Below are 13,119 nucleotides of genomic sequence, written 5' to 3' on the forward strand. Positions count from 1 at the left end.
CCCACCCCCCACCCCCCTCCAACCCCCCCCCCCCCCGCGGGCGGGGGGTGGGGGGGGGGGCCGCCCACCCCGGCTTCAACCTTTCTCCCCGGGCCCCCCCCCCCCGGCCGCTTCCTGCCAGAAGATGCCTTGGAGGGAGTCGCTGGACACCACCATATCGAATAGTTGTGCCGCCTTGATCGGGGCGCAGGGTATGAATGACAGGTACCGAGGGCCGTCTGCCGACACCACGGCGCGAGACAGTTCTCGATCGTACAGCTTGAGGACGTGTTCGGGATCATTCCCGGTTGCGCACAGGAGTCCGTCCAGTTGGGCGGTGAGATTTTCGCCGGGATCCGGACAGTCAAGTGCCATCGGGTCGCGTTGCAGACGCCTGCGGATATGATCGAAGATCAGTTCGGCGACGCTGTCGTCGTAGCGATGCATGTGCTGATTCACGGTGTCTCCTGGATCTCGGGAAATATTGCGCGTACTCGGTTGGCCTCGGCTTGCCAGTCTTCCCCGGGGCGCGATTGGCGAGAACCCCGGATTCGCGGAGCGCGAGTTTGCTTGCGCTGTCGGCTTTGTCGTCGAAAATGTCGTTCGGACGGAGTGGTTGCGGATCCATACGGTTTGCCTCCCGGAATGCCGATTCGGCCATCGGATGCCGGATCGAGCCGTGTAGCAGCCGAATCCACTGTGGAGTTGCTCGGCGGAGCGGCCGATGCGTGGGGAGTTGTCCACGGCGAAGAGGAGGCGCGGCTCACGCGGTGCTCGGGCGCGATCGGCGGCATACGAGGCGAAGGCGGGATCCGACGCGTCGCTGATGGTGGCGCCGATGTCGGCGCGATTCCGTCGGCGCAACAGTCTCAGGTGATTGCCGCGATAAGGGTAAAGACCGTCGCGGAGTTGTGTTAACCTGCCGGTTCCCCATTGGTTAGGACCGTTGCTGCAGGCTAGTGGGATGTCCTGAAAGAAATTGCTTCCCTGCTGTTTCTGTCAAGTGAGGGGAATGCTGGGAGGCGTGTCGCGGATCAGCAGGAAAGTCGATTTCTCGGAGGTCGTCGACTGGAGCCCTCGAGAGCCGTCTTGGGCCGGATTCGGTTTCCTTGCCTGGTTGTTGGACGAGAAGCTGGCGAGCAGGGCTGCTCCTGCCGTTTCGCAGCGTAAGGGGTTGCAGAAAAAGTGCGGTCGGGATTTCGGGAGTTGAAATGTGTGCCGGGGGTATTTTTGCCGGGAAAAAGTGCGACTTCAATCGCATTATGGCAACGAGAAATAGCTCTAATGAACGCGATCACGGTCTCGACGCTAACGGCTTTCACGGATATAGATTGCATGTTCACTTCACAGTTGGCGGGACTCCGGTATTGGCGTGGCTTCGGGGGCGTCGATGTGATGCGCGCGTCCGTCCGGAGTGAATGCGTGACGACGCATCTACTGCGCGGTAGCGGAAGCCTGTCGGGGGCGGACTGGCGCGGGCAGGAAACTGTGCCCGTTGGTACCCTTGACTGCTCCCCGTTGATGCCGGGATCACCCGAAAGGCGGACAATTGGCTGCACTCCGTGACAAGTCGGGGGGTGGCTGCGCCGATCGCGTGGCCCGCGATGCCCGAAAGGGTGGGCAATAGTGCCTGTCCGGTCTGCGCTCACGGGTCGCAATAATCGTTGGGGCACACTCGGAGCCACAGGTCTCGCTCTTGGGACGGGGGCATCATGTACTGGGCTTATCTCGTGGTCGCCATCGGGTTCGAGATCTCCTTCACTGCCGGGGCGAAAGTCGCGCAGGGCTTCACCCGGTTCTGGCCGTCGGTGTTCACGGTCGCATCCGCGACGGGAACGATCTATTTCTTGAGCCTTGCGATGATCCGAATCGACGTCGCCGTGGGGTACGCGATCATGACGGGTGCCGGTGCGATTGGCGCGATCGGCATCGGGGCGATTCGCTACGGCGAGCCGATCACCGCTTCCCGGATGGCCTGTTTCGCGTGCATAGTCCTGGGCATTGTTGGTTTGCGGGCCTGGGCAGGAGGGAGATGATCAGGTGGCGTCGGCAGGAGAGGAAGGCGGCGTGGCGGGCGGCCGCTCTTCCGGATCCGGCCATCGCCGGGGCAACCGGGCGGCCGTCGGCGGCTGGACGGCGCTGATGGCAGCGGCGGTTTTTGAGATCGCCTTCGCGCTGGGCACCGGCGAGAGCCGCGGATTCACCCGGCTCGTTCCGTCAGCGATCGCTGTCGTCGCGGCGGCGCTGTCGATGTTTCTCCTGAGCGTGGCACTTAAGCAGATCGATCTCGGCAGCGGTTACGCAGTCTGGACCGGGCTCGGCTCTGGCGGAACGCTCGTGTTCGGATCCGTGCTCTTCGGCGATTCGCTCACGCTGGTCAAATGTGTTTGCATCGCGGCGATCATCGGCGGCGTCATCGGGCTGAAAGTGATCTCCGGTGACGGCTCGGTGGCGGCATCTCGACGCAACCGGCCGCCTGCGAGCGAAAGGCGTGTTCCGCCCAGCTGATGAGTTATGCCCGCGGCCCTGCCTTCGAGTGAGCGGCCGGCTGTCCTTTGTGGCTCGAACGCGCGTCATCTGACGTCTCTTCTCCGGCGGCACCGTTCCGGCAGGACACCGACGTTTTTCGAGTGCGCGAGCGCGGGTCCGTGGCTCGAGACGCGCCGTGCGGTGCCGGACGAACTTGGCAGTCGAGGCACGACCGACGGGCTTGTGCGATTCTGAACACCGCATCCGGCTGTGCCAAAGAATCTGACCGGTTCCGAGCCGGTCGGCCGCGGCGGATCCGGAGGGAAGATCGACCTACTGCCGAATCGTGCAGTCCTGCCTCCAACCCGCGGCGGGGTCATCGTCGCTACCGCGCTCTGTCCCCTTTGCCGGCGCGCTCCGGGAAACCGGGCAAGCGGCACGTGGACAAAGGCCTGAGACACCCGCGGTCCGCGGGTCGGCTGCGCTGGCGCAGGATCGCCCAGCGCTGCCCGCGGCCGCGCCGGATCCAGCGGCAAGCCCGGCAACATCGCTAGGTCGCCGGACAGTTCATCGCCTGGCCGACCCGCCGTCGGCACCCGACAACCTGCCACGTACCCACACCCAAACCATTGCCCTGGCTCGGCACCGCCGGCCCCCGTTGCGAGAGACGCACCGAACCGGGCGCGTGGCTACACCGGTGACGGCGCTCATCCGGCGTCGGAGGCGGAATCGCGATCGGCGGGCGGAATGATCGTGTTGCACCACGTCTCGGGCGGTTCATTCACGCCATGGAGCTCTCCGTACTGCTGTCCGGCGAAGGTCAGCATGAAGTGCGCGTCGCTGCCCATTCCGATAAAGGTGAACCCGTCGGCCGCACGGTCCTTGACCCCGTCGGCATCGCGGCACAGAATCCCGACCGGGACTCCGGCCTTGGCGCAGGCGCGGGTGACCGTCGCGACCGCAGAGCGGAACCGGTCCTCAGCGCTCCAGAACATCGCCGGAAGGCCGAGCGACAAGTGCAGGTCGTTGGGGCCGACGAAGATCAGATCGATCCCGGGTACGTCCAAGATGCGCTCGATGTTCTCGACCCCCTCCGCTGTTTCGATCTGGATCCCGACGAGAGTCTCGCGGTTGGCTTCGCTGAGATACGCGGGCCGGCTGACTCCGAACGAGAGATGCGGGGCCAGCCCGCCTGCGCCTCGGTCGCCCTCCGGCGGGAACCGCGACCAGCGCACCACCGCCGCGGCCTCCTCGGCGGTGTTGATCATCGGCGCGATGATGCCCTGGCACCCCGCGTCCAGTGCTTGTTTGATCTGGTCGACGGAGCCGGTTGCGACCCGGGCGAGCGGGGTCGTGCGGCCGCCGCTGAAGTCGGCGATGGCGGAGAAGATGTGCGCGGCGGTCGTGTGGTCGACCGGAGTGTGCTCGAAGTCGACGAGCATCCAGTCGAAGCATCCTTGTGCGACCAGCAATCTGGTCGCGTGGACACTGTGCAGTTGCAGCCAGGTGCCCACAGCGGGACTGCCGTTCCGGAGACGGGCAAGTGTGTGGTTTGAGCGCATTTCGATTCCTCGGCAGGATAACGTCAGAGCGTGGCTCGGATGTCTTCTTCGGCCTTCAGATGCCGCCGGAGGACCTCCTGGTAGGAAAGGCCCATGAAGTTGATGACGATCGGGAGCGGCGGCTCGGAGACCGGGGTCGACGCCAGGCCGCCGCGGGTCTCCGCAGTCAGTTCGACATAGTTTGCCATGCTCAGCGTTGCCGCTGCGTCGCCGTGCACCTTGCGTTCGCGGCTGTACGAGGACAGTGCCGCGGCGAGCGCGGCCGGATTGCTGCGGCCGAGGATGTCATCGAGCGTGAGAACGTCCTCGAAACCGGCGTTGATTCCCTGTCCGAGGAACGGTGCCATCGTGTGCGCCGCGTCTCCGGCGAGCACCACGGAGTCACGGTAGTGCAGGGTGCTGCACAGGACCTGCTCGATCCTGGACGCCGGATTGAAGGGCAGGTGCGCACTGTGCCAGTCGATGTCCGAGGCTGTTTCGCCGAAGTGCCCGCGGAAGAAGCTCTGCAGTCCGGTCCGGTCGACCTCCCGGAAGCTGGCTGGTCCGGTGGCCGGGAGCACGAGGGTCGCGCGGAACGTGCCGTCGACGTTCGGGAGCGCGCAGAGAAAGAAGGTCTCGCGCGGCCACACGTGAATAGCGCTGTTGCTCAGCTGACCTGGTTCTGCCGGCCGGAGGGTCAATTCGCGGTACATCGAGTCCAAGGTTGTCTCCTGATAGGAGAGAATTCCTTGGTCGCTCAGCGCGGCGCGGACGCGCGAATGCGCGCCGTCCGCGCCGACCAGCAAATCGTATGACCGGCTGAGGCGCTCGCGGCCATTCTTGGTGAAGACCGCCCGGCGGCGGCCGAAGTCGATCGATTCACACCGTGACTCGAAGTGCACCCGTACCGCGGGCCACCGTTGCGCGTTTCGCATCAGCAAAAGGTTCAGGTCGTTGCGGGAGATCGAGTGGTTTCGCCAGTCCGGCCGGTCGTAGGTGGTGGTCAGCACTTGCTCGTCTCTTGTGTGCACGACCCTTCGGTCCATGGGCATCGCTGCGGCGAGGAACTGCTGACCGCAGCCGGCCCTTGCCACCGCCCGCAAGCCCCGGGGCGAGAGAGACAAGTTGATAGTACGGCCTTCGTTGCCGAAGCCGTGTCGCACGAAGCTGGGCCGTCGCTCGTAGACGTCTACCGCGAAACCCCGCTTCGCGAGCAGCGACGCGGCCAGACAGCCGACTGGGCCTCCTCCGACGACGATCGCGCTGGGGCGAGCTTGGGGGAGCGGGTCGCTGGTGTTCATGGTCACCGTCCAAGGACAACGGGAAGGGACACCATCTTCCGGAAGAAGGTGTTCTGGGTGTAGACCGGATCTCCGGCCAACCGCATTTCCGGGAAGCCGGTGACGAGTTTCTCCACCATTGTCCCCACGACCACCATGCTCAGCCAGCGGCCGAGGCAGACGTGCGGTCCGTCGCCGAACAGGAGGCTCTTCCGCTTGTCCCGGTGGAGATCGAACACGGCGGCGTCCGGGAAGGCCCGCTCGTCCCGGCTCGCGCTGGCGAAAGCCCCGAAGATCTGTTCGCCCTTGCCGATTCGGACGCCGCTGAGTTCGACGTCCTCAAGCGGGAAGCGCGGCAGATTCAGCTTGCCGAACCCGTCGTACCGGTAGGCTTCGTCGATCGCCGCCGGGATCAGCGACGTGTCGTCGCGGACCTGCTCCATCGCGTCCGGGTGGCGGAGGAGATTCAGCATCGCGACGTTGATCAGGTGCCCGACCGGTTCGGAAGCGGTCGACATCAGCAGCGCGACCATGCTGCGCACCTCGTCGCGAGTGAGCGAGTCGCCGTTGTGCCGGGCGTGCAGCATGCTGCTCACCAGGTCATCGCTCTGGGCGGTCTGGCGCTCGTCCAGCAGTTCGTCGAGCAATGCCAGCCCCCGCGGCAGGTGGGCCGCTTTCACCTCGACCGCGACCTGGCTGATGCCGGGATAGAACAGATCGACGATAGCGGCGCCGAAGAGGCGGAACTCGGTGTGCAGGCGGAGAGGCATCCCGAGCAGGTGCATGGTCATCTCAAGAGGGAGTCCGGCGGTCACCTGCGCGGCGATGTCGAGGCGGTTCCTGTCCCGCAGCGGGTCGAGCACGTCGTCGGCGACCTGCTCGGCCACTGGCCGGTACGTCTCGACGGCTCCGGCGGTGAAGAGCGGGGCCAGAACGCTCCGGATTCGCCGGTGATCGTCTTGCGGTACCCAGAACAGGCCGTGCCTGGCCAGGAGCCGATGGCTTTCCAGCAAGTCGTCCGGCAGATCGAGCGGCAGCTTCGGGTAGTGGATCAGCTCAGTGCTGAAGCGTCGATCCGTGAGCACGGTGACGACGTCGGCATAGCGGGTGACGACCCAGCCGTGGGCGGCAGGCCACCAGTACACGGGGGCGTTTTCGCGAAGGTGGTCCCAGGTCGGGTTGGGGTCCACGTCGAAGTGCGGATCGTTGGGGTCGAACGAGAAGTCGTGCGGACGACCCACTGTCGCATCGGTACTCAAGCCAGCCACCTCATCTTGTCGATGTTCCGGATTTGCGTAAACGGCGATCCTGAAATTCGCTATTCGGTGACGTACCATTTATGATCATTTTGAAATCTCATGCGCGCCTCGAAGTACTCCCATGGAACGAAAGCGTCAAGCAGTTCGCGAGGTCCGGACCCGGGCTGGAAGGCGGTTCTTCCGTGGAGGATTCGGCCATTTTGCATGGCGACGCACTGTCCGTCGCGCATGCGGGTACGGAGTTGATATGCTGGATTCTTCAGGTAGTCGAAGAAGTTATTGTAGGCTGCATAGAATTCGTCCATCTCGACGGCTGGAAGCTGCCAGGCGGCTGTGTGTGAATGGGCGAAGAAGACGCCGGATACCTCGTCCTTGTTGTCGAGTTCTATGATAGGACGGGTTCGCTTCAGAAAATAGCGCCAGTCGGTGTACACTTGCTGAAAATTAACCGGTGTCGTCGCCAGTGTGGTGAATTGGTCGGAATGGTCTGCGCGAAAATCTTCGGCCACCTTGAACCCGTCCACAAAAATTGAGTCTCCGCCGTCCGCCTCATTTTTGATGAAGAGCATGAACTGCAGGAGCGGGGGCAGGTGGAGGTAGGTGGAGAAATCTGTGTGCGGATGCAATGCGTGGCCGGTGGTGGTCAGATCCTTGACCTCGGGATTGGCTTTCACGGTGATGAAACGCCCGAATTCGGTATTCTGCACCGGGCCGAGGGCCGTCACGAACCGGTCGAGGTCGGCTTCCGTCAGGTCGTCGAAGAACGCGAATCCGTACTTGAGCAGATGCTCGGCCCAGGGGCCGCCGTCGGCGCTGCACTCCCGGATGTCGAAACTGGCCGGCGGGTCCGCGGCCCAGTGCGCCTCGTGCCAAGTGCTTCGTGCCGGACCGCTGTGCTCTGGCGGTGCCGCGGGGAAGCCGTGCTCGAGCAGCCAGGCGACCGGATAGGAACTGCGGTGTGGAGCCGGATCGCCCCATTCGACGACGAGGGTGTTCTTGTCGAGAAGCACGTTTTCGGCAACCGGCGGTCCGGGCAATTCGCTGATGTCCACCAGCTTGGAGAAATTCTCCGGGTGTCGGCAAGAAGGGCACAGGCAGTTATCGCGCAGCCAGGTTGTGCTGAAGGGGCGGCCGCTGACGATGATGTGACTCGAGTTCACGGAGTTCTCCCTATCGGTCAGGATTCCCATTGGCGGACTGTTGCGCTATGAGCGACCAGAGTGTGCTCGGCCTGATAGGTGCATCAGTTATTCGTCCGGCCACTTCGGGCAGGGCCGCTGCGACGGCGTTGCCCACTGCGGCGGGTGCGCTGACGATGCCCGCCTCGCCGACACCCTTCATTCCGCCTGGAGTGAACGGGCAGGGGATGGCAAGCATGGTGATGTCTATGTCAGGGATATTTATCGCGTTTGGGACTCCATAGAGGGAGAGACTTGTCGCCAACTGGCGACCGTCGCGGTCGTACGAGAGGTTTTCCGTCAGAGTCATGCCTATTCCCTGAACGGCTCCGCCGCGCAACTGACCTTCGACAATCGCGGGGTGGACGACTGAGCCGGAATCATTGACAATCCAGTACCCTTCGAGATCGACGACTCCGGTCTCCGGGTCGACCGCGACGGCGGCCGCGTGCGCCCCATAGGAAAATGTGTAGCCCGCCGGGTCGAATGTCACGCGCTCCTCGAGTCCGGGCACTACTCCCGGCGGCAAATCCCACCCGCGCCACGCGGCCGCGGCGATGTCCTCGAAACGTACGCAGGAGAGATGGTTTCCGCGAATCCGGACAGTCGCCTCGTCGAATTCGAGGTCCTCCGGCGCCGCTTCGAGTTGATGTGCGGCGATTTTGACCATCTTGTCCCGAAGCTTCGCCGCCGCCTGGATCGTAGCCCCGCCGGCGAGGACCACCGACCTGCTGGCGATGCTTCCGATTGACGAGTACGGCGCGGTGTCGGTGTCGCCCATCTTCACCCGAACTCGATGCAGAGGAACGTTCATCTCGTCGGCCGCGATCTGGGCGAGCGCGGTCTCGATCCCCTGGCCGAAAGCGTTGACCCCGACGGCGACGACCACCGTGGCGTCCGGCTCCATCCGAACGATCGCGGTTTCGAATCCGCCTGCTTGCCATCCGATGTCCTTGAACGACGCCGATGGACCCATGCCGGTCGACAGCACGTGACAGGAATAGCCCACTGCTCGCCGTCGCTTGTCGTCGCTGTTCGCCGGAGCGACCGCGCGGTCGCGAAGCAAGCGCAAAGCTTGTCGGTAGTCACCGCTGTCGTAGGTCTCGCCGGTCCGGCTCTGATACGGAAAGTCAGCAGGTTTCACCATATTCTGGATTCGCAGATCGACAGGATCGACGTGCAGCAGCCGAGCGGCCTCGTCGATCAGTCTTTCCCGTGCCCAGGTCGCCTCCGGCTGGCCGAAGCCGCGGTACGAACCCATCGGCGTGGTCGTCGTGACGACACCCCGAACTCGAGCCCCCGCGCGGTCGAAGACGTACGGTCCGGGCAGCATCGCCGCTCCCACCAGCAACGGCGAGCCGCCGACGTTGGACGGGTGTGCGCCGAGATTGCCGAGAATATCGCAATGGAGAGCCAAAAACCTCCCGGTGCGGTCGAGGGCGAGCCGGCCGCGGTATACGACATCGCGTGCCGACAAGGTGGAGACGAAATGCTCGCCGCGCGATTCCGTCCAGTGGACCGGGCGGGCGAGCTCTCTGGCTGCCAAACAGACTGCCGCCTCGTCGGGATAGAGGTGCTCCTTAGCGCCGAATGCGCCGCCGACGCGCGGGGCGATCACTCGAATCTGACTGTGGGAGAGGCCAGCCGCATTCGCCAGGTGATCCCGTGCTTGATGAGCTGCCTGCGTGGACAGCCACAGCGTTACCGCACCGTTCTCCCAGTGCGCCACCACTCCGCGCGGCTCCATCGGGCAAGGCGCGACGCGGCCTAGCCGGAAGGTCAGGTCGACGACCTCGGACGCGGCCTCCATCGTTTCGTCGCAGATGCGCGCCGAATCGCCGATCTCGCACTCTGAGACCAGGTTCGTTCCCCACTCCGGGTGCAGCAGCGGACTGCCGGGTTCCAATGCCGCTTCGACGTCGGTGACCACAGGGAACTCTTCGAGATCCAATTCTACGAGCGCGCACGCCTCGGCCGCCTCGGCCTCGCTTTCCGCCACCACGACCGCGAGGGGCTGGCCGACGTAGCGAATCGCTTGGTCCAGCACGGGGTAGGAGGTGGACTTCTGGCCAGGCATCAAAGCGACGCACGGCAGCCGGGCTTCGGCGACGTCGGCCGGTGTGATGACGGTCAGCACTCCTTGAGACGCGGTGGCGGCTTCGGTGCCGCACCTGATGAGCCGGCCGTGCGGGATGGGGCTGCGCACTACCGCTGCGTACGCCATGTGCGGCAGCCTCAGATCGGCGAGAAAACGCGCGCTGCCGACTAACAGACTGTAATCCTCACGACGAGGCGTGGAGGTCCCAACGTAAGTCGTAGCCATTGCTGGAGCCTCTCCCAGTGGTCGCCCGTTGAGCGTTTTGCTGGCTGGAACGATGAAGCGGCGTTGTGTTCGGAGTCTGGTAACGGCGTCGAGATCAGGTGGCGCACAGCTGTGCCGTGCGGGCCGCGATGAGCGGAGCGAACTTGAACGCGTGGCCCGAGCAGGCTGCGACCACGATGAGGTCGTGAACAATCGGATGGCGGTTGATTTGGAAGCTTCCGCCAACGGTATTAGTGTACATCGCGGATGCCGCGTCGATCGGACGAAGGTTGAGCCCGGACAACGCTTCCAGCTGGGACTTTACGGCTTCTTCTTCGGCGGCGGTCGGCGGTGCGGGGCCGCTTGCGGGGTCTGCCCGCTGGCCCGTGTGATGTGTCTTTACCTTGACGCGTCCGTGGAGTGAGGGAATCAGGCACAGTTCGAGCTGTTCGTCGATCCATTCGACATAGGGGCTGTTGTCCGCGTCCAGGGGAGGCACCTGATTCCCTGGCGAGAACCAATGGCTGACTGTGCGCTCGATGGACACCTCAGGCCAGCGAAGGAGGTCAGGAGCTGAACCGAGCCAGGCCCCGATCGCGAGCACCAAGTGCCGGGCGCTCACTTTCTCGCTCGAGATCCTGAGCGCATTGCTGGACCGCCAGCTGTGCATGATCTCGGGAAACTCGACCGGCGTGCCGAATCGTAGCTCGGCTCCGGCTGTGACGGCCGCTTGCTGATACGCGGTCACACAGCGATCTGCCAGCAAGATGCCCGCGTTGAGATCCAGAAAGCCTTCGTCCGCCTGCCGGAAATGCAGCCATGGGTAACGTGATCGGAGTTCGGTGCTGGCGAAAAGCCGGTACGCGATACGGGCGGACTCCGCGGCGGCGGCGAAGGACGACAGGACGGGGCCGTCCGCGCGGCTGACGAGCAGGCCTCCGGTGGGCTGGAAGAGGTGGTTTCCGGTCGTGGCCTCGAGGCGGTGCCACGCCTCGAGGGCTGGCACGGCATCGGAAGCGTAGTGGGGAAAGTGTGGGTGAATGAGCCGCAGGATACGAGAGTCTCCAGCGGAGGCAGCGTGCCGGTGCTGCGGCCACCGGGCTTCGACGGCCAGTACGCGGTTTCCACGGCCAGCGAGTTCGGCGGCAATCGAACTGCCCATGATGCCGAGCCCGGCAACGATGGTGTCGTAGGTTGGCGCCACTGCATGACTCCCTCCGTCCGAGGGATGATTCTCAGAGCGTGTCGACGACGGCCTGCTCGTCGTGGTCGCGTGGCACAGGCGGGTGCAGGAGACTGGGTTCAGTCGCCGGTACCAGTGCCCTCCCGTGGTCGACCTGGTCTCCTCGGGTGGGGCAGGCGAGGATCGGCAGGGTCCGCACGATCCATTCCGTTCCGTCGATCACGACGCTCGCCCCTGGCCGGAGGCCCGGATGCAGGTGCCCGAACGCCAGCGGCCGGTTCAGCTTGGGGGAGTGGGCGGCGGAAGTCACATGCCCCCGAAAGTTGCCGGACTCATCGGTGATTTCTTCGCCGATGGCCGGCACCGGTACCTCCCCAGCGGCCTCAAGGCCGCGCAGTCGCAGTCGCGGTCCGCTGTCGTCGAGGAGAGGTGATTTGCCGATGTAGTCGTGGTCGGCGCCCGCTCTGGTCATCCATCCGTAGCCTGCCTCCTTGAGCGTGATGCCGGAATGAAGATCGACCGGGTACAGACCGAACGCGATATCCGTGCACTCCATTCGGTAGGTATTGAGCAGATCCCAGCCGCAGGGGACCGTGCGGGGATAATCGTCGAGCACGCGCTGCCACATGCGGCCCAGGACATCAGGGCTTGCCCATACTTCATATCCGATGATCGTCCGCACGACTCGTATCGGATTCCCTTCCGGTGATCGAATCGCGCAGTGGCCGAAGGGGGCGAGGTTGGCGACCACCTCGGAATCGAGATTGTTGATGATTCGCAATACGGTCTCGAGTCTGCCGGGTCCTTTGATGTTGAAGCTGCCGTGTGTCCCCTCCTCCACTGCGACTCCCGGGTGCAGGCGCGTTGCCGCGTCGAGCCACCCGGGGCGCTTGCCGCCTCCGCACGAAAGGAGGAAAGCCTCGGGGCCGAGGCGCAATACGACGGCTTCGTCGTCGATGGCCCCTGCTTGGGTGGTGAACAAGACGAAGCGGGCGGTTCCGATGGGCATGTCGGAGACCGCACGCGGTGTCAGCCGGTCGAGCACGGCTCCGGCTCCGGGGCCGCTGATCCGCAAGTACACCATGGCGCTGGCGATAAAAGCACCCGCTCGTTCGTTGACCGCTTCGTACTGTTCGGCTAACGTCAGTCGCTCCCAGTTCGCGGCTCCGATGACGTTGTCGGCCAGGGAGCACCATGCGGTGACCGGGCCGAACCGCTCAGCCGTGCGCTCGAAGAGGCCGCCAGGATCAGTTCGGCGGAGGTGCAGGGCGCGTGCTGCTGTCGTGAGATCTTCGGGGGCGATCAGCATCCAGACCACTCCGGGCTGGGCCAGCGGGTTGCGCAAGCCCATTTCAGGCTCTCTGGCAGGCAAACCCCGGCTTCTTAGCGTATCCACGAGGCCGTCTTTCTTCGCAGAAGTCAAAATTGTCGGTTCTGTTGGCCTGGCTCGCACGTGCTCGTTGGGCCGCATCGCCGGGCCTATTCGAGAGTCGTTCCGATGAGTGTGGATTTATTTCATCGGTTCCGCATTCTCTGGCATTCTCTGGCCAGCGTTGTCCGCCGGGAGGCCGACGGTACCAAGCTGGCTGTCAGGGGCCGCATCGTCCCTGTCTCGAGGGCAGCAAAAGCTGCCTCTGGGCACTGTTTGCTTGACCGGAGCGGATGTTCCGCGTATAAGGAGGGCGTGAGGTGGCTCTCGCGCCACTGGCGAGCCTGCTGGAGCACCAATCGCCCCGATATCCGGCGGGCTGTGCGTCCGCGAGGTCTGACCAGTGCTGGGCGGGTCGCAGGCTCGGTGCTGCTTCCTTCTGGCGAAGCGCCGACCTGGTCAGTCCGTTTCGCACCACCGGAATCCTCTCGCGTGTCCGCTGGCTTCCGGCCTCTCGCGATGTCGTGCACCGCTTACCCGGCTGCCGGTCGGAACAGGA

At 64.6% G+C, this 13,119-nt stretch carries 10 protein-coding genes; 2 read left to right on the forward strand and 8 right to left on the reverse strand.

Going from position 1 to position 13,119, the window contains the following annotated elements; all coding sequences use genetic code 11:
• Nucleotides 1-75: 75 nt before the first annotated feature.
• A complete protein-coding gene (locus tag ACFXI3_RS40085; RefSeq protein WP_378406798.1) occupies nt 76-438 on the reverse strand; it encodes a hypothetical protein in 363 nt (120 codons plus the stop codon).
• A gap of 1,253 nt (nt 439-1,691) precedes the next feature.
• Here ACFXI3_RS40085 and ACFXI3_RS40090 point away from each other — a divergent pair.
• Together ACFXI3_RS40090 and ACFXI3_RS40095 are read left to right on the forward strand one after the other, a co-directional pair.
• Nucleotides 1,692-2,015, forward strand: coding sequence for a DMT family transporter (locus ACFXI3_RS40090; protein ID WP_378406800.1), 324 nt, complete (start codon nt 1,692-1,694; stop codon nt 2,013-2,015).
• A gap of 31 nt (nt 2,016-2,046) precedes the next feature.
• Nucleotides 2,047-2,487 carry a DMT family transporter gene (locus ACFXI3_RS40095; RefSeq protein ID WP_378406802.1) on the forward strand — a complete coding sequence of 147 codons (441 nt, stop codon included), beginning with the start codon at nt 2,047-2,049 and terminating at the stop codon, nt 2,485-2,487.
• 668 nt (nt 2,488-3,155) lie between these two features.
• Here the strand turns inward: ACFXI3_RS40095 and ACFXI3_RS40100 are convergent.
• From ACFXI3_RS40100 to ACFXI3_RS40130, 7 genes are all read right to left on the reverse strand, one after another.
• Nucleotides 3,156-3,962: an HpcH/HpaI aldolase/citrate lyase family protein gene (locus ACFXI3_RS40100; protein ID WP_378406804.1), complete on the reverse strand. Its 807-nt coding sequence runs from the start codon at nt 3,960-3,962 to the stop codon at nt 3,156-3,158.
• A 71-nt stretch (nt 3,963-4,033) separates the two neighbouring features.
• A complete protein-coding gene (locus tag ACFXI3_RS40105) occupies nt 4,034-5,290 on the reverse strand; it encodes an FAD-dependent oxidoreductase (RefSeq protein WP_378406845.1) in 1,257 nt (418 codons plus the stop codon).
• Between the two features lie 2 nt (nt 5,291-5,292).
• Nucleotides 5,293-6,528, reverse strand: a complete 1,236-nt coding sequence (locus ACFXI3_RS40110; RefSeq protein ID WP_378406806.1) for a cytochrome P450 — start codon at nt 6,526-6,528, stop codon at nt 5,293-5,295.
• Nucleotides 6,529-6,587: 59 nt separating this feature from the next.
• On the reverse strand, nt 6,588-7,718 hold the full coding sequence (locus ACFXI3_RS40115) for a TauD/TfdA family dioxygenase (RefSeq protein WP_378406808.1): 1,131 nt from the start codon (nt 7,716-7,718) through the stop codon (nt 6,588-6,590).
• Nucleotides 7,699-10,029 (reverse strand): xanthine dehydrogenase family protein molybdopterin-binding subunit, encoded by a 2,331-nt coding sequence (locus ACFXI3_RS40120; RefSeq protein WP_378406810.1) that lies wholly within the window; start codon nt 10,027-10,029, stop codon nt 7,699-7,701. Before ACFXI3_RS40120 ends, ACFXI3_RS40115 begins: the two co-directional genes overlap by 20 nt.
• A 94-nt stretch (nt 10,030-10,123) precedes the next feature.
• Complete coding sequence (locus ACFXI3_RS40125; RefSeq protein ID WP_378406812.1) at nt 10,124-11,212, reverse strand: FAD-dependent oxidoreductase; 1,089 nt, start codon at nt 11,210-11,212, stop codon at nt 10,124-10,126.
• 31 nt (nt 11,213-11,243) lie between these two features.
• Nucleotides 11,244-12,542, reverse strand: a complete 1,299-nt coding sequence (locus ACFXI3_RS40130) for a glycine cleavage T C-terminal barrel domain-containing protein (protein ID WP_378406814.1) — start codon at nt 12,540-12,542, stop codon at nt 11,244-11,246.
• Between the last annotated feature and the right edge of the window lie 577 nt (nt 12,543-13,119).

Source organism: Amycolatopsis sp. NPDC059235 (assembly GCF_042754125.1).
Taxonomy (GTDB): domain Bacteria; phylum Actinomycetota; class Actinomycetes; order Mycobacteriales; family Pseudonocardiaceae; genus Amycolatopsis; species Amycolatopsis albidoflava.